Origin of the sequence: Flexivirga oryzae (assembly GCF_014190805.1) — a bacterium.
In the GTDB taxonomy this organism is placed as follows: Bacteria; Actinomycetota; Actinomycetes; order Actinomycetales; family Dermatophilaceae; genus Flexivirga; species Flexivirga oryzae.
The window spans coordinates 23,623-44,204 of record NZ_JACHVQ010000002.1 but is presented as its reverse complement, the minus strand read 5'-3'; the positions used below and the strand labels follow the sequence as shown (position 1 = coordinate 44,204).

Sequence of the window (20,582 nt, the reverse complement as noted above, 5' to 3'; positions counted from 1 at the left end):
GGTTCCGATACTACGTCGCGAGCCCGCAGAATCCTCGTCTCCGCCTCAGTGCCTGAAGAGTTCCTCCGCGACGTAGTGCCCGCGCTTCGGCGCGGGTGGCACGGCGAAGAGGCCTGACCCCACGTGCTGGATGTATTCGTTCATCAGGTCGCTCGCACCGAGTTTGCGCTGGAGGCGCACGAAGTGTCCCGGGTCGTTCAGATAGGCGATGAACAGCAGGCCGGCGTCGAGTTGGCCGAAACGATTGATCCCGTCGGTGTAGTTGTAGCTGCGGCGCAGGATCTTGATGCCGTCGTTGTTCTCGTGCGCCGCCAGCGCGATGTGCGACGTCGGCGCGATCACGGCGGTGCCGTCCTTGGCCTTCTCCGCGAACCGGGGAGTGTCGTGCTCGGCCGTGCCAGTGAGCGGCTGGCCCTCGGATTTGCCACGACCGAAGATGTGCTCCTGGTCGCTCACCCGGTCGGCGTCCCAGATCTCGATGTTCATCTCGATCTTGCGCACCACCTGGTACGTGCCGCCGGTCATCCAGCCCGCGTCGCGCGCCCAGACGTGACGGTCGAAGTCCGCCGGTGTCGAGATGTTCCGGGTGCCGTCCTTGAAGCCGAACAGGTTGCGCGGCGTCTGCTGACCCTTGCCTGCGGACGCCCGCCCGAATCCCATGACCGTCCAACGGGTTTGTACGACGTCGCGGGCCATCCGGGCCAGGTTGCGGACCGCGTGGTAGCACACCTGCGGATCGTCCGCGCACACCTGGACCGACAGGTCACCGTCGCTCGACGCGGTGTCCAGGTTGTCGCTCGGCAGGCTGGGCAAAGCGTTGAGCAGGTGCGGTCGACGGTTGGCCAGGCCGAAGCGATGGTCGAAGATCCCGGTGCCCAGACCGATGGTGACGGTCAGGCCGGCGGCGTCCAGTCCGAGCGCCTCGCCGGTGTCGCGCCCGACGCCGACATCCGAGGTGGGCCGCACCTGGCCGACGGGTCGGGCCGCCATGAGCTGCGCGCTGGCGGCCGACCAGCGGGCCAGCAGCGATTGCAGGTCCGTCGCGGTTGTTCCTGCGGTCATGTCGAACGTCATGAAGATGCAGTACCGCTGTGGCGGCGTCTGGACGCCGGCCGGATGGACCTCGTCGTAGAACGGATGCTGGGTGGTGAGGTCTATCCCGTCCTTGTCGGCCACGGGGGTATCGCCGGTGGCCGCGCCGAGGCCCCAGGCGCTGCCCACACCCAGTGCACCGAGAGCAGCGCCGCCGGCGGCGCCCTGGAAGAGGCGCCGCCGCGGGAGCCCGGACGCTGTTGCGTCCGGCGAGTCGTGCTCGGTCACCCTGCGGTCGCCACCTTCTGGGCGATCCTGGACAGCGGATCCTGCAGCGACTGGACGGTCCTGCTGAGCTCTGCGGCGTCCGTGGCACGCAGCTTCGGCGTCCACGGTTTGAAGCTGCCCAGTTCGTGGCCGTCCCGGTAGGGCGTCAACGAATTGTTGACGTTGGTGAACTGGCGACCGACCGTCGAGGTCAGGGTCGGGTCGATCTTCTGCAAACCCGGCTTGAGGAAGGCGAACGCCTGTTGCGCACCTTCGACGTTCGACGCGAAGTCAGCCAGGTCGAGGTGGCTGTACTTCTCCTCCTCGCCCTTGATCTTGTTGCGCTGTACCTCTTCCAGCAGGCTCGCGGCACCGTTCGCCAGGTCCTCGGGCCTGTAGGTGATGCCCGTGACCAGGCCGGCGAGCTTGGTGACGTTGGTCTTCAGCTCGGCCGCGAGCTTCTTGGTGCTGCCGGTGATCTTTCCGCGCTGCCACAGGTCACGCTCGACGGCGTGGAAGCCGTGCCAACCGACCTTCGGGTCCAGGTTGGACTGGCGCATGTCGATCAGGTAGTCCAGGTTGCCGGCGTTGTCGCCCGGTGCGAACCCGGGCAGGACGAAACCACCCACGTCGGACTCGATCTTCTCGTAGAACGGTCGCGCACCGGCGTACTGCTTCTTCGCGGCGGCCAGGTCGCCCTTGTCGATTGCGGCCTTCAGCGAACCGACAGCGGCCACCATGTCGGTGGCGTTCTGGTTGACGAAGGTGGCATAACCCTTCGTCCCCTGCGCCAGCAGGGTGGCGGTCGATCCGCCGGCGGGTGCCGCGGCCTTGCCCGACACCGAGAAGGTGACGTTCTCCCGGTCCGCGCCAGGGCAGTACAGCTGGTACTTGCCACCGGACAGGGTCGTGGTGAACTTCACCGGCGGCAGGCCCGGGGCGAGGTTCTCCTTCTCGCCCAGAATCCGCTGATCGCTCTGCAACTCGATCTCGGTGATGGCGGGCGCGTCCTTGTTGGTGACCGAGAAGGTCACCGGGCCGGCGGGTGCCGAGGCGTGGTCCAGTTCGCAGCCACCACTGCTGGTCAGGGTGATCTGCACCTGGGCCGCCCCGCCCGACACCGGCGCCCCCGTGGCTGCCCCGGACGGGTGCTTGCCGGGCGCCGACGACGAGGCGGACCCTGCGGATGACGACCCGCACGCCGCGAGTGACACGGCAAGAGCGACGGTCGCCCCCACACCGGTGATCCGTGAACGACGGGACTCATGCATGCGCAGTACTCCTTGAAGATGATGATTCGTCCTGGGTGGTGCGAGACGTTTGACTCAGATCGCGCCGATCACGGCCCGCCGTGACCAACAACAGGACGGCGACGAACACCAGACCCGCCGGCACGACCCGCCCCCAGAAGTGGGCCGAATCCTGCTGATTGACAAGCTGATTCAACCGGGCACTGATGTCGTCCGAGTATGACGAAGGCACCGTCCACGCCGGCGCGGGCGCGGTGACCCCGGCCGGCAGGTGTGCGCCGGACGACACGGTGAGGGTGCGTGGGGAGCGGAGCCCGCCGCCGGTCAGTTGCACCGTGAGGCGGGACTGCCGCGACGCGGCATACACGATGCCGTGCGTCGTCCAGACGTCGATCCGGTCCTGTCTGTGCCAGGACGCGGCGTACGGACCGGGGTTCAGCGCGGGGTCCATGCCGACAGGTGGTCGGCCGCCGTTCAGCGCGATCACCTCGGCGAGTGTCAATGTCGTGGGCTGCGTCGTTCCGGGATGCGGGGTGGCGACGAGATGGTGCGTTCGTACCCCCGCGACCACCGCGTCTCCCGCCGCGCGCAACGTCGTGCGCTCGCCGGCGGACTGGCGAAGGGTGGACCCGTCCAGTGAGATGGTGCCGGCCGAGACGCCGGCAGCATCGGAGACGGGTGCGGCAGCTGGCGCAGTCAGGTGGGCGCGGGGCACGGCGACGAAGGTCGTCGCTGCACCGACCAGGCACCCGAATGCGATGAGGACCTTGAGGAAGACCTTCGCCGCCGCGTCGGGTCGGTGCGCGCGCGGCCAGTAGGCGATCGCGGCCAGTGGCACGACATACAGCAGCCATCCGAGGACCTCGATGAGCCGCGGATCGGCCGGAATCCCGAGAACTCCGGTGAACACCGCGCTGCGAACCGACCCGGGCGGCGCGAGCCAGTGCAGATCCACGGTGCGTCCCTGGCCGGCGTTCAACCAGCCCGCGCCGTGCGCCGTGCGCAGTGCGGTGACGACCAGGCCGGCCGCGATCAGGATCAGGAAGCCGCTGGTCACCGTGAAGAACTTGCCCAGATTGATGGTCACGCCGCCGGTGTAGATGCCGACGCCGAGCAGCATCGAAGCCCCGATCCCCAGGGCGGCGCCGATCACCGCACTCCGCGTGCTGCTGGCGGCTTGGAAGGTGGCCAGCAGGAAGACGGCGGTTTCGAAACCTTCCTTGAGCACCGCGAGGAACGCCATCAGCACCAGGGCGCGCGAGGTGCCGGATCCGAGGGCACTGCTCGCTGCGGACTCGACGTCCTTCTTCAGCTCGCGAGCGTGGGTGCTCATCCACAGCACCATCCCCGTCACGAAGAGCACCGCAACGACACCGATGACCGTTGCCATTGCTTCCTGCTGCCGTTGCGGCAGATTCGATTCGACCACCTTGAGGGTGATGCCGACGCCGAGACAGATGATCACGGCGGCGACCACGCCGACCCACATGGTGGTCAGGCGGCGCCCGTTCTTGCGGAGGAAGGTGGCGATGATCGCCACGATGAGGGCGGCCTCCAGGCCCTCTCGTAAACCGATGACGAACGTGGCGAGCAAAGGATCCACTCCTGGGACTGACGTGTCGGCACCACTCATCCGGGCGGGGGCCGTGGTCGGCCCGGGCGGAAGCGTGCGTGCTGTGCGCCTCGACGCCGTGAGAGGATCGAGGCGCCGAGTTACCGACCTACTATCGATCGATAGTAGGTGAGGTTAGCCTGACCTACTACCTGGCGCAACTTCTGTCCTGACGAGGAGCGTGATGCGGCCACACCATCGGCCGAGCGGCACCCTGGAAAGCGAAGTGCTCGCAGCTCTCGCCAGCTCCGACGGCCCCATGACGCCGGCCGAGGTCCAGACCGCGCTGGACCGGGACCTGGCGTACACCACGGTGATGACGACGCTGGCCCGGCTGCACGCGAAAGACGCTGTCACCCGGGAGCGCCGTGGCCGTGGGTACGCCTATCGGCTCGCCTCCTCGGCGGCAGATGTGCGAGCCGGCCTCACGGCACGCCGGATGCAGAAGATCCTCGACGCCGGAGAGGATCGGCACAGCGTCCTCGCGCAGTTCGTGAACGGCCTCGAGGACGACGATGCGGCGCAGTTGCTCCGCGACCTGATGGAACGCCACCCGCGGTCGGACTCCCGATGACGGCCTCGACGCTGCTCTACGTGAGCCTCGGGCTGGCGCCGTTCCTGGTCTCCGCCCTTCGCCGGCGATGGTCGACCGGATTCGCGCACCACGGCCCACCGGGCGCGGCCGCGCTCGCGCTGACGACATACGCGCTGACACTCGCGCTCACACAGGGGATCGTGCTGTGTCTCACCGCCTACCTCGGCACGATCGAGTTGTTCCCCGTGGTGCACCCGTCCGACTGGTCGGCGTCCGTCCTCGGGGCGAACCTTCGTATCCCCGCCTGGTGCGCCGTCGGGTGCGCGATCGTGGCAGCAGCGCTGCTCGCCCGGGCCGGCGCGCGCATCGTGCTGTCACTGTCGGCGGTGCGGACGACCAACGCGGCGAGCCGTCGCCTGGCGCCCAGTGCTGATCTCGCCGTGGTGGCCGGTGCGTCGCGGGTTGCCTTCGCTGCGCCCGCCTGGTTCAGCAGACGACGCGGCCGGATCGTCGTGTCGCGCGAACTCCTGGCCGTGATGACGGTGCCGGAGCGCAAGGCTCTTATCGCCCATGAACGCTCCCACCTGCGCCATGCGCACCACCTGTACGCCCTCGTGATCCGCGTTGCGGCCGCCGCCAATCCACTCGTGGGAGATCTCGTCGCTCCGGTCGACCACGCGTGTGAGCGGTGGGCCGACCGCGATGCAGCGGCAGCCGTCGGCGACCCCGTCATCGTCGCCCACGCGCTGGGCCGTGCCGCGTTGACCGACCGCCGCGCACCGGAGGGCGCGCTCGGCGCCACGCACAGCGATGTCGTGTCCCGCGTGCGCGACCTGCTGGAGCCGCAACCGACCGATCGGCGAGCGCTGATCCGGTGCGCGCTGCTGGTCGCTGTCTCGTGGGCCATGACGCTGGCTCTTGTTGCGCATGGACACGCAATCGTTGAACTCGCGGAACAGGGCCTCAGCTGACCGCAGCCGAACAGCCCTCGAACGAAAGGAAACCCGTGCCGGACCGCACCGACGACATCCGCCAACTGCTCCACGAGGCCGGCGTGCAGGGGGAGGTGCGGGTGCTGCCGGAGTCGGCACACACCGCCGCGCAGGCGGCCGCGGCCCTGGGTTGTGACCCGGGTGCGATCGCCAGCAGCCTGGTCTTCCAGGCGGGCGACGAGCCCCTGCTGGTGATGACCAGCGGCGTGCACCGGGTCGACACCGACCTGTTGTCGCGCGAGCTCGGGGTGCCGGTGCAGATGGCGCGGGCCAAGGTCGTCAAGGAGGTCACCGGGCAGCCGATCGGGGGAGTGTCGCCGATCGGTCACCCCGCGCCGTTGCGCACCCTGGTCGACCGGAGCCTGCAGGAGTATGGCGTGCTCTGGGCCGCGGCCGGTAGCCGTAACAGCGTCGTCTCAATCGGCTTCGCCGACCTGGTGCGCATCACTTCGGGCACGGTGACGCAGGTCGCCGAGGACTGAGCGTCGCTCAGGAGCCGGCGACGCCGATCCGCCAATAGCCCATGAAGCACACCGCGCCCTTGGGCACCTCGAAGTCGTTGACCAGCAGCCGGCGCAGCTCGCGGACCCGGCTGGACTCGCCGGCGATCCAGGCCGACAGGGCCGGCCCGTCACTCGGCGCCGACTCGGGGTCCGAGACCTCCCAGTAGGTGTCCACCGCGCCGTCGTCGACCACCGTCGTCGATGCGCCGTCCGCCGCCAGCGGGCCGATCGACTCCAGCCAGTCACGCACGGCGGCGACCTGGTCGTCCCCGCGGTCGGTCACGCACCAGACGATGTCGACCTCCGGTGGCGCGAAGATGCCGCGGGCGTCCTCGTCGTGCGGCACCTCGACGCAGATCAGTCCGTGTGCACCGGACGGCAGCCGGGTCGCGATGCCGTTGATCGCCGGCAACGCACTCAGATCGCCGACGACGAGTTGCATTGCCGATCCTGCGAATTCGCGGCGGAACTCCAGTCCGCCGGCGTCGCCGTCGAAGTCTGCGTTCGGGCCGAAGATGATCGCCCCGTCGCCGGGCTGCGCCTCGACCGCGAACCGGGAGCCGGGACCGGTCACGCCGTGGTCGACGAAGTCCACGTCGATCTCGCCGGTGTCGGGGCGCGCGTCGACGACGGTGTACGTGCGGATGAACGCGCGCTCCTCGACGGGCTGGTCGCGCCATACCTCCCACCAGTTCTCGTCGGCCGGGAAGTCGCTGCGCGGGAGCCCGCCGGGCCTGGGCACCACCAGTTTGATGCGCTGGTCGTAACCCCGGTCCGCGAAGTGTGCGAGCGACGGGTCGGTGAACGTCAACCGGACCAGACTCGGCGAGCGGCGCTCGCGCCGGCTCAGGCGGACCGGGAACATCCGGTAGGGCGACACCACGGCGGTCACGCTCACGGTGGGATTCCTCTCGCTCGACATAATGGTTAGCCTAACCTAACTCACGCGTCGGTCGGTCGTCGCGCGGGCACCCCGCGACCCGACCTACGATCGGTCCGTGGCATTCACCGGCATCCCCGAGGCGGCCTTCGACTTCTACGACGACCTCGAGGTCGACAACTCCAAGACCTTCTGGACCGCACACAAGCAGTTGTATGACGAGGCCGTGCGCGCGCCGATGGCGGCGATCGCCGAGGCGCTGGAAGACGACTTCGGGCCGGCCAAGCTCTTCCGGCCGTACCGGGACGTGCGCTTCGCGGCCGACAAGACGCCCTACAAGACCCACCAGGGACTGTTCGTCAGCGCCGGCACGGCGACCGGCTGGTACCTGGAGGTGTCCGCAGCGGGCGTGCGGTCCGCGGCCGGGTGCTACCACGCGGATTCCGCAGCGCTCAAGGCGATCCGGGCCGGCATCGACTCACCGGACGGCGCCGAGCTGCAGCGCCTCCTCGACGATTTCGCCGCCCAGGGCTGGAGCACTGGCGGCGACGAGCTGAAGACCGCGCCACGCGGCTACGCCAAGGACCATCCCCGCATCCACCTGCTGCGCAAGCGGTCGCTGACCGTGTTGCAGGAGTACGGCTTCGCCGACTTCGTGCAGACACCGGCGCTGCTGGACCGGGTGCGGTCCGACTGGGAGCAGGGCCGGCCGCTCATCGACTGGATCGTCGCGCGACTGCCCGGCTGACCGCCGTCCTCAGTCGGAACGGCCGTGCAAGCGCGCCAGCAGCCGGCCGTGGTCCGCGCCGCGCGCGGCGGCATACTCGCCCTCCGACGTGGCTTGACGCAACTCGGCTGCGGACGCGTCACCGGTGCGCAGATCGATCTGCTCGGAGAGATATCGCCACAGGACCGCGACCGACGCCGCCACCGGTACGGCGAAGAACGCGCCCATGATGCCGTACTGGTCGCCGCCGAACGCGATCGACAGCAACACGATCGCCGGGTGCAGCGACATCGACCGGCTCTGCAACAGCGGCTGCAGCACGTGTCCTTCGATCTGCTGCACCGCCACGATGATGATCAGCACGATGACGGCCTTGGTGATGCCGCCGGCGACCAGGGCGACCAGCACGGCGATGGTGCCGGCCGCGAACGCCCCGACGATCGGGATGAAACCACCGAAGAACGTCAGCACGATCAGCGGCACCGCGAGGGGGATCTGCAGGGCCACCAGGCCGATGCCGATGCAGATGGAGTCGACCGCGCTCACGATCGCCTGCGTCCGGATGAAACCGGACAGGGTGTTCCAGACCCGGGTCAACGCCTCGGTCAGGTGGGCACCGGCGCCGCGGCCCACCGACACCCGCAGCCAGGGCAGGAGACGCGGCCCGTCCTTGAGGAAGAAGAACGTCAGGATCAGCGCCACCACACCGTCGATCAGCACCTGGCCGGCCAGCGTGATGCCGCCCCAGACCTCCGAGGCGATGCGGTCACCGCTGGACTTCAGCCGGTCGGTGATGCTGGTGGTGGCCTGGTCGATCTGGTCGGGCTGGATGTGCAGCGGGCCGTTCTGCAACTCGTCCCGCAACTGGTTGACACCGGCGACCGACTGGTTGACCAGGTCACCCCACTGGGACGACACCGTCGGTGCCATGGCGGCGATGATCCCGCCGACGACCACGACGGCCAGGAGCATGCCACCGACCGCGGCGAGCGCGGGTGGGACGTTGTGTGCGCGCATCCACCGCACCGGCGGCCACAGCACCGTCGTCACCAGCAACGCGATGGCGACCGGCAGCAGCGCCGGCCAGAACATGCCCAGGATCTGCAGGACCACCCAGGTCGCGGCGACCACGACGAGGAAGCGCAACGACCAGCTCGCCGTCCACTTCAGCGCGTGGCTGATGACCGCTGCACGATCGATGCCCTTGTTGGGGTTGCGCTCGACCGCCTCGGCGGCGGACGGCACGTCGTCCGCCCCGGACTTGAGCCGAGCGTCCGTGCGCTGCTCGTCGCGCTCGACGACGGGCCCAGGGTCGCTGGGACGGTGACGGCGTAGGCGCATCGCGGTGATCCTCCCAGGTGCGACGGCATGACGAATCCAGGGCCGGTGGGCCCGGGTGCAACGGTATGGCACGACCCGCCCGGATCCGTGGAGCCGGCCGATGTGCGCGCCCTCCGGGCGTGCCTTGCGAGAGGCCGTCCGCACGACCGTTAGCCTTGCTCGGTGAGTTCGCCCAGCCCGCAAGACGATTCGGTCGGCACCCCACCGGAGACCGGTCGTGATGCCCTCGTGCGCGAGGCAGTGGCCGAGTGGCAGCGCCATTTGGTCGATCTCGGCGGCCGGAACACCCTGCTGTGGTTCCGTGACCTGCCGAGCGCAACCTTGGACCTCACCCGCGCCCACCCGGCCGGTATGGCGCAACTGTTCTCCGCCGGATCCGTGCCGCTGCGGCTGATCCTGCGCGAACCTGCGGCGCTGGCGGAGGCCGAACGCCGTGCCCGGGTCATCCGGTCGCGCACCCAGGCGCTGGAGGAGGAGCGCGGCATCTCCTCCTGCTACCTCAGCATCGGGATGGCCACCTGGGAGCACCCGGGCGCTCCCCGCCAGCCCGCCGCTCCCATGCTGCTGCGCCGCCTCGACATCACCGGGTCCCCGAAGGACCCACAGGAACTGGTGCTGCGGGTCGCACCTGAGACCGAGTTCAACTCGGTCTTCGCCAAGTACGTGGAGGTCGAGCACGGTAACGGTCTCGACCGGTCCGCGATCGACGACTACCTCGCCGGCGCCCGGAACGTCGACGTCAACAAGGTCCTCGCGGGCATCCAGCAGGCGTGCTCCGAGATACCCGGTTTCCGGATCGACCGGCGGTATGTCGTCGGCACGTTCAGCTATACCAAGCTGCCGATGGTGCGCGATCTCACCGAGCAGCTCGACACCCTGGCCGCGCACCCGGTGATCGCGGCGCTGGCCGGTGACGAGGCCGCGACCGAGGAGGTCGCCGCCGAAGCGGCGGCGCTGGTGGACCGGGACCCGGACACCGAACGACTCGTGCTGGACGCCGACGCCTCGCAGCAGGACGTGGTCGAGGCCGCCCGCGCCGGCGCGCACCTCGTGGTCGAGGGCCCTCCCGGTACCGGCAAGAGCCAGACCATCGCCAACCTGATCGCCGCGCTGGCCGCCGACGGTCGGCGGGTGCTCTTCGTCGCCGAGAAGCGCGCCGCGATCGACGCGGTCGTGAAGCGGCTGGACCGGGTGGGTCTGCGGGACCTGGTGCTCGACGCGCACGACGGTCAGGGCGGTCGCGGCGGGACGGTCGCGGGACTGGTCTCGGCGATGGACGACATCGTGGGTGCCGACCCCGTCCCGGACGAGGGCCGCTCGGAGCTGGTCGCGCTGCGGGACCACCTGGCCGGGCACCGTGCCGCGATGCACGAGCGCCGCGAACCGTGGGGCGTGAGCGTCGACGAGGCACAGGCCGCGATCGCGGCCTTCTACGCGAAGAAGCCGGCGCCGCGCACCCACGCCGACATCGATCCGGCGGACCTGGACGCGATCTCGGCGGCCCGCCGGGACGAGCTGCGCGACCAACTGGTCGAGGTCGCCGAGCTCGGGGCATGGCGCACCGACGGCACACCGGACCCCTGGTACGGCGGCCGCGTCGTCGGCGTACAGCAGGCGGCCCGCACCGAGGAACTGGTCACCCGGCTCGCCGACGGCGGGCTGCAGGAGCACCGCGACCTGATGAACGCCGTGAGCGACAAGGTGGGGTTGCCCGAGGCCCGCACGATGCGGGAGTCGGAGCGGCAGCTGGAGCTGATGTCGGAGGCGCACCGCACCCTGGAGACGTTCCGCCCGGAGGTGTTCCATGCCCCGCTGGACCAGCTCGCGTTCGCGACCGGCTCGAGCGACTTCCGCAAGAAGCATCCCGCGGACCTCGGGACGCTCGAGCGCCGCCGGCTGCGCAAGCAGGCCCGGACCCTGCTCCGGCCGGGGCAGCCGCCATCGGACCTGCACGGCGTGCTGGTGCTCGCCGCCGGTCAGCAGGAACGCTGGAAGACGGTGGCGGGCAAGGGATCTCGGCCCTCGGCGCCCGCCGACCTGGCCCGGTACGTCACCGCGCACGAGCGACTCCGGGAGGAGCTGGAGTGGCTCGCCGAGCGGCTCGAGGGCACCCGCGAGGGCACCGAACTGCTCGAAGCCGACTTCGACGCCCTGCAGGACCGGTTGCGACGGCTCGCCGACGCCAAGGACCGGCTGGCGCTGCTGCCGACCGTCATCGGCAGCCTGGACCAGTTGCGCGCCAACGGGCTGGGCGACCTGATCGACGACCTGGCGGCGCGCAAGGTCCGCGCCCCGCAGGTCGGGACCGAATTCGAATTCGTGTGGTGGCGAGCGGTGCTCCGCCGGATCGCGGACCTCGATCCTGCGTATGGCGCCGCGGACGGCGGGGACCTGCGCACCAAGGCGGCGTCATACCTCGAGGCAGACCGGGAGCACGTGCACTCCGGCAGCGCGGCGGTGCGTGCGTCCTGGGCGGATCAGGTGCGTCGCACGATGCGCGACCTGCCCGAGCAGGAGGCGCTGCTGCGCGAGCAGGCACGCGCCGAGCGGCCGGTGCCGTTGCGCGACCTGCTGCCGCAGGCGCCGGAGCTGCTGACCGCGGTGAAACCGTGCTGGGTGATGAGCCCCCTGCTCGTCGCCTCCGTGCTGCCACCGGGGGTGTGGTTCGACGTCGTCGTCTTCGACGAGGCGTCGCAGATCCCCCCGGCCGAGGCGATCTCGGCGATCGCCCGCGGCGGCCAGGTCGTCGTGTCGGGCGACCGGCACCAGCTGCCGCCGACCAGCTTCTTCCGCGGCGCCGATGATCCCGGCGACGGTGGCCCGTCCGCCACCGAGTCGATCCTCGACGCGCTTGCGCCGCTGCTGCCCAAGCGCGAACTCACCTGGCATTACAGGGCTTTGGATGAGCGGCTGATCGCGTTCGCGAATGCGCAGATGTATGGCGGGCGGCTGGTCACCTTCCCGGGGGTCGGGGACGACACCGTGGTCCGGCTCGATGTGGTCCACGACGGCCCGGAAGCCCGCAGTGGCTCCGCGGACGCAGAGGTCGAGCGGGTCGTCCGCGTGGTGCAGGACCAGGTCAGGCAGCGCCCCGACGAGTCGATCGGGGTGATCGCCTTCGGGCAGCGGCACGCCGACCGGATCGAGGCCGCCATCCGGGACGCTGCGGCGCAGGATCCGAAACTGGCCGGACTGCTCGACGAGGAGGCGGCGGAGCCGTTCTTCGTCAAGAACCTCGAACGCGTGCAGGGCGACGAGCGCGACGCGATCATCCTCTCGGTCGGCTACGGCCGGGCCGCGGACGGCACGGCACCGCACCGCTTCGGACCGATCAGCGCCGAGGGTGGCGAGCGCCGGCTGAACGTCGCGATCACCCGCGCCCGCAGGCGGATGGTGATGGTGTCCTCGTTCTCCGGCACCGAGCTGCACCCCGGCAGGCTGCACTCGCGCGGTGGCCTGCTGCTGCGTGACTTCCTGTTGTATGCCGGGTCCGGCGGGGCGGCCCGCCGCGTCCAGTCGGAGGAGACCGCTCCGGCCGAGACACCGGCGACGCCGGCCGGCGTGGTGCTCGGCCCGGACGGGCGACGCCGCCGGGCCGCATCCTCCGGCAGCGTGCTGGACCGCCCGATGCTGCCACCGGCACCCGAGGTCGAGATTCCGGCGTTGGTCCACGACCTCGCCCGCCGGCTGCGCGCCGAGGGCCTGGTCGTCCACCCCGGCTGGGGCACCTCGAAGCACCGGCTGGACCTGGCAGTGGAGGACCCGTTACGCCCCGGCTCGCTGCTGGTCGCGATCGAGACCGACGGGCCCGTCTACGGCTCGATCGAGTCCACCCGGGACCGTGAGCGGCTGCGCGTGGAGCAGTTGCGGCGGCTGGGCTGGGCCCACGAGCGGGTCTGGACCCGGGATCTGTTCCGTGATCCGGGGCGGGAGGTCGTCCGGTTGACCGCCGCCGTTCACGCCGCCTCCGCCGCCGTCAGCGACGACCGGCTGGAGAGCGCCCACGACCGCGCCGTCGCCAACCCGTGGCTGGCCGATGACTGAGCCGTCCGACGGGGAACGCCCTCGGCCGGTGCGGCGCCATCGCCGGGCCAGCCGACCGGCGACCACCGGCCACCCCGACGCCGGGCACTGGACGAAGGAGTCCGTCGAGGGGGACCCGTCCGCGGCAGACCCGGCCGAAGAACCGGGGATCGAGCGAGGCAAGCGTCGCGTCGCCGGCGCCGATGACGGGCCCGAATCGGCGCAGGATCGCTGGTGGCGCGAGCAGCGCCCGCCGCACTGGCAGTGAGGGCCATCTCCAGGGCATGCGAAAGGGCGGGACCGTCGAACGGTCCCGCCCTTCTGCGCGGGTGGTCAGCCGCGAACGACTACCCCGGAGGCCCTTACTTCTGCTGGGACCCGCCGGCCAGCTGGTCCCGGATCTCGGTGAGCAGGTCGACCTCGGTCGGGCCGGAGGCAAACGCCTCCTTGCCCTTCATGGCCTGGTACTTCTTGTAGGGGACCACGAACAGCAGGTAGACCACGAGCGCGGTGAGCACGAACACGATGACTGCGTTGATGATGCCGGACAGGTCGATGAACGTGTTGGACTGGCCGGACTTCAGCTTGAAGCCGAGGCCCTGCGAGGCCGGACCGCCGCCGCTGAATGCATTGAGGATCGGCGTCACGATCTTGCCGACGAAGTTCTCGACAAGTGTCGCGAACGCGGAGCCGATGACGAATGCGACGGCAAGCTCGATGAGATTGCCGCGCATGAGGAATTCCTTGAAACCCTTCATGGGGGTGTGTCCTTTGGGCTGGTTGGGGCACTGTCGTTCGGCACACTAACGAAAAGTGGCAGCAGAATAAACGCGAAACACCGGTGGAGCCGCGTGATGTGTGCTACTTCGTGACCCGCGAGTAGCCAAGCTCGACCTTCCTCACACCGCTGCCCGCAGGGCGAGCTGTATGCCGCCGCCCAGTCCTCCCGAGCGCGCCGCGCTCGCGGAACCGACCGCCGCCGCGTCGCTCGGGGTGACCGCGACGAGCACCGCGGGGGCCTCGGCGGACGACCCGCCCGCAAGGCCGGTCCCATGTGCTGCGGCGGTCTCGGCGATGACCGCGAGCACCGGCACGGCAACGGCGATCGTGGCGCCCTTGCCGGTGTCGATCAGGTCGACTCGATCGCCCGCCTGCAGCACCCGGGTGATCGCGGTGTCGCCGGTGGAGACGCCGACGACCACGCGACCGGCGGGGACGGAGGGCCAGGTCCGGGCCGAGCGGACCCGGGCGCTGGTGAACGGCTCGCCCGCCAGGATCGGCGCGGTCAGGATCGTGCCGGGCACCGCGCGCACCGACACACGCCCCGGAACCCGGTCCGCGGTGGACCACCGCACCTCCCGCACGTCGTCGGCGGTCAGCCGACTGCCCGCCGGAAGGTCGCGTGCGGCGACCGCGACCGAGTGGGTCGGCGGATCTGCCGGCCGCACCGCGCCGACGACCGCGAGCACGGCGACCCCGCAGAGCAGCCCAGCGAGCACCCGCCGTGCGCGCGAACGGCGCCAACGCGCCTCCCGGCCGTCGCCCTGCCAGGAATCGGGCAGCAGGCGCTGGAGTCTCCGTTCGCTCATGACGGCAGGGTGATCGGCAGCTCCTGACCGTCGAGCACCCGACGGCAGGGGCAGGTCGCGGCGTCGTCCGACTCCGCCTCCGGCAGTCGCGAGATCGCCTCGCGCAGGGCGACCTTGAGCCGCTCGATGTTGTCGCCGAAGACCCGCATGACCTCCTCGTGGGTGACGGACTCGCCACCACCCTCGACGCCGGCGTCGTTGTCGGTGATCAGGCACGCGGTGGAGAAGCACATCGCCAGTTCACGTGCGATCGACGCCTCCGGCATGCCGGTCATGCCGACGACGGACCATCCAGCTGCCTGGTGCCACTGCGACTCCGCACGGGAGGAGAAACGCGGTCCGCCGATCACGACCAGGGTGCCGCCGTCCACCAGGCGGTCGAAGTGTTCGCCGGCACCCGTGAGCAGGGCCGAACGCCCCTGCGGACAATAGGGATCGGCGAAGGAAACGTGCACGACCGGGCCGACTTCGTCATACACGGTGCTTGCTCGCCCGCTGGTGCGGTCGACGACCTGGTCGGGCACCAGCAGCGTGCCGGGGGTGTGCTCGGCACGCAGCGAGCCGACCGCGCACGGCGCGAGCACCTGGCGGACCCCGACCGAGCGCAGCGCCCAGAGATTGGCCCGGTAGTTGACCAGGTGCGGCGGGTAACGGTGACCCTGGCCGTGCCGCGCGAGGAAGGCGACCCGGCGGCCGTCCACAGCGCCGAGGACGATGTCGTCGCTCGGCGCTCCGAACGGGGTGTCGACGCTGATCCGCTCGGGGTCGTCGAAGAAGGAGTAGAAGCCCGAGCCGCCGATGACGCCGATATCCGCTCGCTGCGCTGAAGTCATGCAGCCGAGGTTAACCAGCCACCGTCAGCTGCAGGCAGGGCGCAACGGTGTCATCGGTGGACGACGTACGGGGGAGCGGCGGGATGTGGATGACGTCGACGGCTCAGGCCGCGCTGCCGCCGCTCGACGACGAGCCGGAGGACGACGAACTCGACGACGAGGAGCCGGACGCCGCGGACGCCGCCTTGTCACCGCCCGAGGACTTGGTCGCGTCCTTGCTGGACGAGTCCTTCGACGCGGAGTCCTTGCTGGAGGAGTCCTTGGCGGTCGCCGCGCTCGACGGCGCGGTCTTCTTGCCCGACTCGCGCGAGTCGGTCTTGTAGAAGCCGGAGCCCTTGAAGACGACCCCTACGGCGCCGAACTGCTTGCGCAACACGCCACCGCACTCGGGGCACACGGTCAGGGCGTCATCGGAGAAGGACTGCTGGACATCGAAGGCGTGCCCGCAGTCCTTGCATGCATAGGCGTAGGTCGGCACGGCGCACAGTGTATGCCGTTCCGGCCGCCGACCCATCCACCAGTCGGACGGTGGACAGCCGTTACTGGTCCGAATCGGTGCGCCACGGGGTCGACCAGCCCGCCATACGACCGTCCCGGGACACCGAGCGCACCCGGCGGATCGCCTGCTCCCGCGAGCCCGCGGTGGTGACCAGCAGCAGCTGGTCACCACGCCGGATGACGGTGCGGCGGGTGGGTACGAAGCCCTGGTCGCCGCGCACGATGAGGGTGACGTTCGCGCCCTCGGGCAGGCGCAACTCCTGGATCTCGACGCCGTTGAGCCGTGAGGTGGCGCCGACGTGCAGCTGCAGGACGTCGGCGCGCAGCTCCTCCAACGGGGTGGCCTCCACGTCGAGGTCGATCACCTGCGCCGACTCGGCGAGCCCGAGGGTGCGCGCGATCCACGGCATCGGCAGCGCCTGGACCAGCGTGAAGACCAGCACCAGCACGAAGACGAGGTCGAAGATCCACTCGGTGCGCGGGGTGCCGACGGTGAGCGGCACCGTGGCGAGCACGACCGGGACCGCACCGCGCAGCCCGGCCCAGGACAGGAACAGCTGCTCACGCCAGGAGAACCGGAACCACGTCAGGCTGGCGAAGACCGACAGCGGCCGGGCGATCAACAGCAGCACCAGACCGACGACGATGGCCGGGACCACCTGCGAGCCGAGCCGGCTGGGTGAGGCGAGCAGGCCCAGCAGCACGAACAGGCCGATCTGGGCCAGCCAGCCGAAGGACTGGGCGAAGCCGTGCACGGCCCGGTGGTGCGGCAGGTTGCTGTTGCCCAGGACGAGCGCGGCCAGGTAGACCGCGATGAAGCCGCTGGTGTGCGCGAGGGTCGCGGCGGCATACGCCAGGATCGTGACGGCCAGGATGCCGATCGAGAACAGACCCGAGGAGCCCGGCGCTGCGCGCCGACTGAGGTGGGCGAAGATCCAGCCGAGCAGCAGACCGATGATCGCGCCGCCCACCAGCTCCAGGACCGCCTCGATCGTCACGACCCACCACGCGTGCGCCGTCTGTCCGGGGGTCGCGGCCGTCGCGAGGGCGACGACCAGCAGCACGACAGGGGCGTCGTTGAAACCGGACTCCGCCTCCAGCACGCCGGTGAGCCGCCGGGGCAGACCGACCCGTTTCAGCACCGAGAACACCGCCGCGGCGTCCGTGGAGGTGACGATGGCGCCGAGCAGCAGCGCGATGGTCCACGACTTGCCGAGCAGGGGTGCGACGAACACGGCGACCGTCACGACCGAGACCAGCACGCCGAGCGTCGAGAGCACCGCCGCGGGCGCGATGGATCTTCGGATGCCGGACCAGCGCGTCGAGATGCCACCTTCGGCGAGGATCAGCACCAGTGCCGAGTAGCCGAGGACCTGGGTCAGCTCCGGATTCTCGAAATGTATGCCGAGCCCGGCCTCGCCCATGACCAGGCCGATCCCGAGGTAGAGCACGAGTGTCGGCATGCCCGACCGGTTCGCGAAACGGACCGCCAGGATGGAGATCAGCAGCACCAGTGAGCCGATGAACAGCACGGCTGCCAGGTCGTGGGTGGTGAAGCTCGATGCCGCGGAGGTGGCCACGGGTGGGTCTCCTTCGCAGGCAGAGTGGGTCGGGGGTCGCCCCAGTATTTCAAACGGTGCGTCCGACCGCCGCCACCCCACCCGCGGGTGTCAGCACGGCGTGCACCGGGCGATCGTGCGGCTCCGCGGGGACGTGCTCGACCAGCTCGTCGTCGAAAAGCATTGTCAGCACGGGAGTTCGTTGCTCGGCCCGGGCCAGGGCGCGGTCGTAGCTGCCGCCGCCCTGCCCGAGCCGCAGACCGGAACCCGCAGCGACGGCGAGCCCGGGGGTGATGATCAGGTCGGCGTCCGCGATCGCGTCGACGCCGAGCTCAGCACCCGTCTCCGGATCCCGCCAGGACAGGTCCTTGTCGTCCAACAGGATCGGGACGAGCAGCCGAACGTTGAGTGAAATCAACGCATCCCGCACCCCACTCGTGGGTGGTTCGGTCCGCAGCGATTCGTAGAGCGCGACCACGGACGGGCGCGGCCGGCCGCGCAGCCAGGCCACCAGACCGGCGCCGAGGTCTGCCCCGAGCTCCGCCCATTCTTCGTCCGTCACGCCCGCCCGCCGGGCCGTGCGCGCCGTCCGCACCACCCGCCGTGCGGCCTTTTTGTCGGAGGGCAACGTGAGCCGCGTCATACAGATGATTCTTGCCGGTAACCGGGGCGAGGCCCAGCCCGGGTGCCCTAGCCTGAACGCCATGACGACTCAGGGGAATTCCGCTGTCCTCAAGGCTGTGATTCCGGCTGCCGGTCTCGGCACCCGGTTCCTGCCCTCCACCAAGGCGATCCCGAAAGAGATGCTGCCCGTGGTGGACAAGCCGGCCATCCAGTACGTGGTCGAGGAGGCCGAGCGGGCCGGCATACACGACATCCTCATGGTGACCGGGCGCAACAAGACGGCGCTGGAGGACCATTTCGACCGGCACTGGGAGCTCGAGCAGGCGCTGGAGCGCAAGGACGACCAGCTGCGGCTGCGCCGGGTGCGCAAGTCGGCGAACCTCGGCAACGTGCATTTCATCCGCCAGGGTGAGCCGCTCGGTCTGGGCCACGCCGTGCTGTCCGCGCGGACGCACGTGGGTGACAGCCCGTTCGCGGTGCTGCTCGGTGACGACCTGATCGACGAGCGGGATCAGTTGCTGGAGCGGATGGTTCAGACCCAGGACATGTATGGCGGGTCGGTCGTCGCGTTGATGGAGGTGCCGGAGGACCAGATCCACCTCTACGGCTGCGCGGCCGTGTCGGCGATCCCGGATGCCACCGACGACCTCGTGCGGGTCAACTCCCTCGTCGAGAAGCCGGCGATCGGGGAGGCGCCGAGCAATCTGGCGATCATCGGTCGCTATGTGCTCTCACCGCAGATCTTCGATGTGCTCGCGCACACCGGACCCGGCCGCGGCGGCGAGATCCAGCTGACCGACGCCCTGCTGGAGATGGCGCAGAACCCGGACCGGCCGGGCGGAGGCGTGACCGGCGTGGTCTTCAGCGGCCGGCGCTACGACACCGGTGACCGGCTCGACTACCTCAAGGCGATGGTGCGGCTGGCGGTGCGGCACCGTGACTTCGGCTCGGACTTCCGCGCCTGGCTGACCGACTGGATCGACACCGACGAGGGACGCGGCCGGCATCCGGGCACCGACGAGACCGACGGTGACCATCTCGGGCACTGAGCGGTCGCGTCCGATCACTAGGCTGCACCTGTGCTGACCTTCGACGAATACCAGCAACGGGTGATCGCCTCGGTGGGCCCGTTGCCCGCTCAACGGCGGCCGACCGCCGAGGTGGCCGACCTGCTGGGCATGGTCACCGCGGAGTCGGTGCGCAGCGCGGTCGCCCTGCCCGGCTTCACCAACTCGGCGATGGACGGGTATGCCGTCGTCGCCGCCGACGTGCAACGGGCCACCGAGGAGTCACCGGTCGAGATGCCGGTGGCCGGCGACATCCCCGCCGGCGACACCCGACAGTTGGAGCTGTCCGCGGGATCCTGCTGGCGGATCATGACCGGTGCGCCGTTACCGACCGGGGCCGATGCGGTCGTGCAGGTCGAGCTGACCGACGGCGGCACGGAACGGGTCCAGATCCGCGGGGCCGTCGACGCCGGCACCGCGGTGCGGCGCCAGGGCGAGGACGTGCAGCCGGGCGACGAGGTCCTCGCCGGCGGAACGCTGTTGCAGCCGCGGCACGTCCCGGTGCTCCTGTCGGTCGGCGTCGACGAGATAGCGGTGCTCCCGCGGCCGCGCGTCGCGGTCGTGAGCACCGGCGACGAACTGGTGTCACCGGGCGAGCCGGTCGCCCACGGGCAGGTCGTCGACTCCAACGGGCCGATGCTGGGCGCGCTCGCGCGGGAGTGCGGGTTCGAGGTCGCCGAGGTGCGTCGTGCGGGCGACACCGCCGAGGCCGTCCGGCAGGCACTCAGCGAACTCGCCCAGACCGCGGACCTGATCGTCACCAGCGGCGGCGTCAGCGCCGGAGCGTTCGAGCCGATGAAGCTGGCCTTCGAGGACAGCGACCACTTCGAGTTCGTGAAGGTCGCCATGCAGCCCGGGAAACCGCAGGGCATCGGGACGGTAGCGGGCACACCGGTTTTCGCGCTCCCCGGCAACCCGGTGAGCTCGCTGGTGTCCTTCCTGCTGTTCGTGGCGCCGGCCGCACGGGTGCTCGCCGGCCGGGACCCGGCGGTGCCCACGGTCGAGGCGGCGGTGGCGGAGCGGTGGACCTCCCCTCCGGGTCGGCAGCAGTTCGCCCGGGTCGTGTTCGACGAGGACGGCCGGGTCGTGCGTCCCATCGGCGGGCAGGGGTCCCATGTGCTCGGCGGGCTGGCGGGTTCGCAGGCGCTCGCCATCGTCCCGGCTGCCACGACAGAGGTTGCCGTCGGGGAGACGCTGCGCGTCATACCCCTGGAGGGCCTGGCGTGAAAGCTCACCGCGAGCAGGCGATC

General features: G+C 70.3%; 19 protein-coding genes. 8 read left to right on the top strand and 11 right to left on the bottom strand.

The annotated features are described in order from the left end of the window. Positions 1-45: 45 nt before the first annotated feature. From FHU39_RS13225 to efeU, 3 genes are read right to left on the bottom strand one after another with little or no spacing between them, the layout of a single operon-like run. A complete protein-coding gene (locus tag FHU39_RS13225) occupies positions 46-1,320 on the bottom strand; it encodes a Dyp-type peroxidase (protein WP_183321094.1) in 1,275 nt (424 codons plus the stop codon). Next, positions 1,317-2,570 (bottom strand): iron uptake system protein EfeO, encoded by a 1,254-nt coding sequence (efeO, locus tag FHU39_RS13220; RefSeq protein WP_183321093.1) that lies wholly within the window; start codon positions 2,568-2,570, stop codon positions 1,317-1,319. Before efeO ends, FHU39_RS13225 begins: the two co-directional genes overlap by 4 nt. Continuing rightward, positions 2,563-4,143 (bottom strand): iron uptake transporter permease EfeU, encoded by a 1,581-nt coding sequence (efeU, locus tag FHU39_RS13215; RefSeq protein WP_183321092.1) that lies wholly within the window; start codon positions 4,141-4,143, stop codon positions 2,563-2,565. The genes efeO and efeU overlap by 8 nt, the downstream gene beginning before the upstream one ends. A 202-nt stretch (positions 4,144-4,345) precedes the next feature. On the opposite strand from efeU, the gene FHU39_RS13210 reads away from it, so the two are divergent. Genes FHU39_RS13210 through FHU39_RS13200 form a run of 3 tightly spaced genes read left to right on the top strand, consistent with a single transcriptional unit; the run spans position 4,346 to position 6,170 of the window. After that, positions 4,346-4,735, top strand: coding sequence for a BlaI/MecI/CopY family transcriptional regulator (locus tag FHU39_RS13210; protein ID WP_183321091.1), 390 nt, complete (start codon positions 4,346-4,348; stop codon positions 4,733-4,735). Then, positions 4,732-5,667 (top strand): M48 family metalloprotease, encoded by a 936-nt coding sequence (locus FHU39_RS13205; RefSeq protein WP_183321090.1) that lies wholly within the window; start codon positions 4,732-4,734, stop codon positions 5,665-5,667. The genes FHU39_RS13210 and FHU39_RS13205 overlap by 4 nt, the downstream gene beginning before the upstream one ends. A 35-nt stretch (positions 5,668-5,702) precedes the next feature. Further along, positions 5,703-6,170 (top strand): YbaK/EbsC family protein, encoded by a 468-nt coding sequence (locus tag FHU39_RS13200; RefSeq protein WP_183321089.1) that lies wholly within the window; start codon positions 5,703-5,705, stop codon positions 6,168-6,170. Between the two features lie 7 nt (positions 6,171-6,177). On the opposite strand, the gene FHU39_RS13195 is transcribed toward FHU39_RS13200, so the two are convergent. Then, positions 6,178-7,089, bottom strand: a complete 912-nt coding sequence (locus FHU39_RS13195) for a siderophore-interacting protein (protein WP_183321088.1) — start codon at positions 7,087-7,089, stop codon at positions 6,178-6,180. A gap of 100 nt (positions 7,090-7,189) precedes the next feature. On the opposite strand from FHU39_RS13195, the gene FHU39_RS13190 reads away from it, so the two are divergent. Continuing rightward, on the top strand, positions 7,190-7,819 hold the full coding sequence (locus FHU39_RS13190) for a TIGR02453 family protein (RefSeq protein ID WP_183321087.1): 630 nt from the start codon (positions 7,190-7,192) through the stop codon (positions 7,817-7,819). Between the two features lie 9 nt (positions 7,820-7,828). Here FHU39_RS13190 and FHU39_RS13185 read toward each other — a convergent pair whose 3' ends face one another. Continuing rightward, complete coding sequence (locus FHU39_RS13185; protein WP_183321086.1) at positions 7,829-9,139, bottom strand: AI-2E family transporter; 1,311 nt, start codon at positions 9,137-9,139, stop codon at positions 7,829-7,831. A gap of 162 nt (positions 9,140-9,301) precedes the next feature. Between FHU39_RS13185 and FHU39_RS13180 the strand changes: the two genes are divergently transcribed. Both FHU39_RS13180 and FHU39_RS13175 read left to right on the top strand, forming a co-directional pair. Continuing rightward, complete coding sequence (locus FHU39_RS13180; RefSeq protein ID WP_343065887.1) at positions 9,302-13,183, top strand: AAA domain-containing protein; 3,882 nt, start codon at positions 9,302-9,304, stop codon at positions 13,181-13,183. Continuing rightward, positions 13,176-13,430, top strand: coding sequence for a hypothetical protein (locus FHU39_RS13175; protein ID WP_183321085.1), 255 nt, complete (start codon positions 13,176-13,178; stop codon positions 13,428-13,430). The genes FHU39_RS13180 and FHU39_RS13175 overlap by 8 nt, the downstream gene beginning before the upstream one ends. 94 nt (positions 13,431-13,524) lie before the next feature. Here the strand turns inward: FHU39_RS13175 and FHU39_RS13170 are convergent, their stop codons facing one another. The 6 genes from FHU39_RS13170 to FHU39_RS13145 form a co-directional block, all read right to left on the bottom strand. After that, complete coding sequence (locus FHU39_RS13170; RefSeq protein ID WP_183321084.1) at positions 13,525-13,920, bottom strand: MscL family protein; 396 nt, start codon at positions 13,918-13,920, stop codon at positions 13,525-13,527. 141 nt (positions 13,921-14,061) lie between these two features. Continuing rightward, complete coding sequence (locus FHU39_RS13165) at positions 14,062-14,751, bottom strand: SAF domain-containing protein (protein WP_183321083.1); 690 nt, start codon at positions 14,749-14,751, stop codon at positions 14,062-14,064. Beyond that, entirely contained in the window at positions 14,748-15,584 is an 837-nt protein-coding gene (locus tag FHU39_RS13160; RefSeq protein ID WP_183321082.1) for an S-methyl-5'-thioadenosine phosphorylase, read from the bottom strand. Before FHU39_RS13160 ends, FHU39_RS13165 begins: the two co-directional genes overlap by 4 nt. A gap of 103 nt (positions 15,585-15,687) precedes the next feature. After that, the gene (locus FHU39_RS13155) at positions 15,688-16,062 is read right to left on the bottom strand and encodes an FmdB family zinc ribbon protein (protein ID WP_183321081.1); all 375 of its coding nucleotides are present in this window, start codon (positions 16,060-16,062) and stop codon (positions 15,688-15,690) included. Positions 16,063-16,123: 61 nt separating this feature from the next. Further along, complete coding sequence (locus FHU39_RS13150; protein WP_183321080.1) at positions 16,124-17,662, bottom strand: potassium/proton antiporter; 1,539 nt, start codon at positions 17,660-17,662, stop codon at positions 16,124-16,126. Between the two features lie 49 nt (positions 17,663-17,711). Then, entirely contained in the window at positions 17,712-18,284 is a 573-nt protein-coding gene (locus FHU39_RS13145) for a 5-formyltetrahydrofolate cyclo-ligase (RefSeq protein ID WP_183321079.1), read from the bottom strand. Positions 18,285-18,345: 61 nt separating this feature from the next. On the opposite strand from FHU39_RS13145, the gene galU reads away from it, so the two are divergent. Next, positions 18,346-19,314, top strand: a complete 969-nt coding sequence (gene galU, locus FHU39_RS13140; protein WP_183321078.1) for a UTP--glucose-1-phosphate uridylyltransferase GalU — start codon at positions 18,346-18,348, stop codon at positions 19,312-19,314. A gap of 30 nt (positions 19,315-19,344) precedes the next feature. Further along, complete coding sequence (locus tag FHU39_RS13135; RefSeq protein ID WP_183321077.1) at positions 19,345-20,559, top strand: molybdenum cofactor synthesis domain-containing protein; 1,215 nt, start codon at positions 19,345-19,347, stop codon at positions 20,557-20,559. Positions 20,560-20,582: the final 23 nt, after the last annotated feature.

Excerpts from the sequence above, each read along its gene's own strand:
- efeO (WP_183321093.1), bottom strand. The coding sequence starts at position 2,570 with ATGCATGAGTCCCGTCGTTCACGGATCACCGGTGTGGGGGCGACCGTC.
- FHU39_RS13210 (WP_183321091.1), top strand. The coding sequence starts at position 4,346 with ATGCGGCCACACCATCGGCCGAGCGGCACCCTGGAAAGCGAAGTGCTC.
- FHU39_RS13205 (WP_183321090.1), top strand. The coding sequence starts at position 4,732 with ATGACGGCCTCGACGCTGCTCTACGTGAGCCTCGGGCTGGCGCCGTTC.
- FHU39_RS13185 (WP_183321086.1), bottom strand. The coding sequence starts at position 9,139 with ATGCGCCTACGCCGTCACCGTCCCAGCGACCCTGGGCCCGTCGTCGAG.
- FHU39_RS13175 (WP_183321085.1), top strand. The coding sequence starts at position 13,176 with ATGACTGAGCCGTCCGACGGGGAACGCCCTCGGCCGGTGCGGCGCCAT.
- FHU39_RS13170 (WP_183321084.1), bottom strand. The coding sequence starts at position 13,920 with ATGAAGGGTTTCAAGGAATTCCTCATGCGCGGCAATCTCATCGAGCTT.
- FHU39_RS13165 (WP_183321083.1), bottom strand. The coding sequence starts at position 14,751 with ATGAGCGAACGGAGACTCCAGCGCCTGCTGCCCGATTCCTGGCAGGGC.
- FHU39_RS13160 (WP_183321082.1), bottom strand. The coding sequence starts at position 15,584 with ATGACTTCAGCGCAGCGAGCGGATATCGGCGTCATCGGCGGCTCGGGC.
- FHU39_RS13145 (WP_183321079.1), bottom strand. The coding sequence starts at position 18,284 with ATGACGCGGCTCACGTTGCCCTCCGACAAAAAGGCCGCACGGCGGGTG.
- galU (WP_183321078.1), top strand. The coding sequence starts at position 18,346 with ATGACGACTCAGGGGAATTCCGCTGTCCTCAAGGCTGTGATTCCGGCT.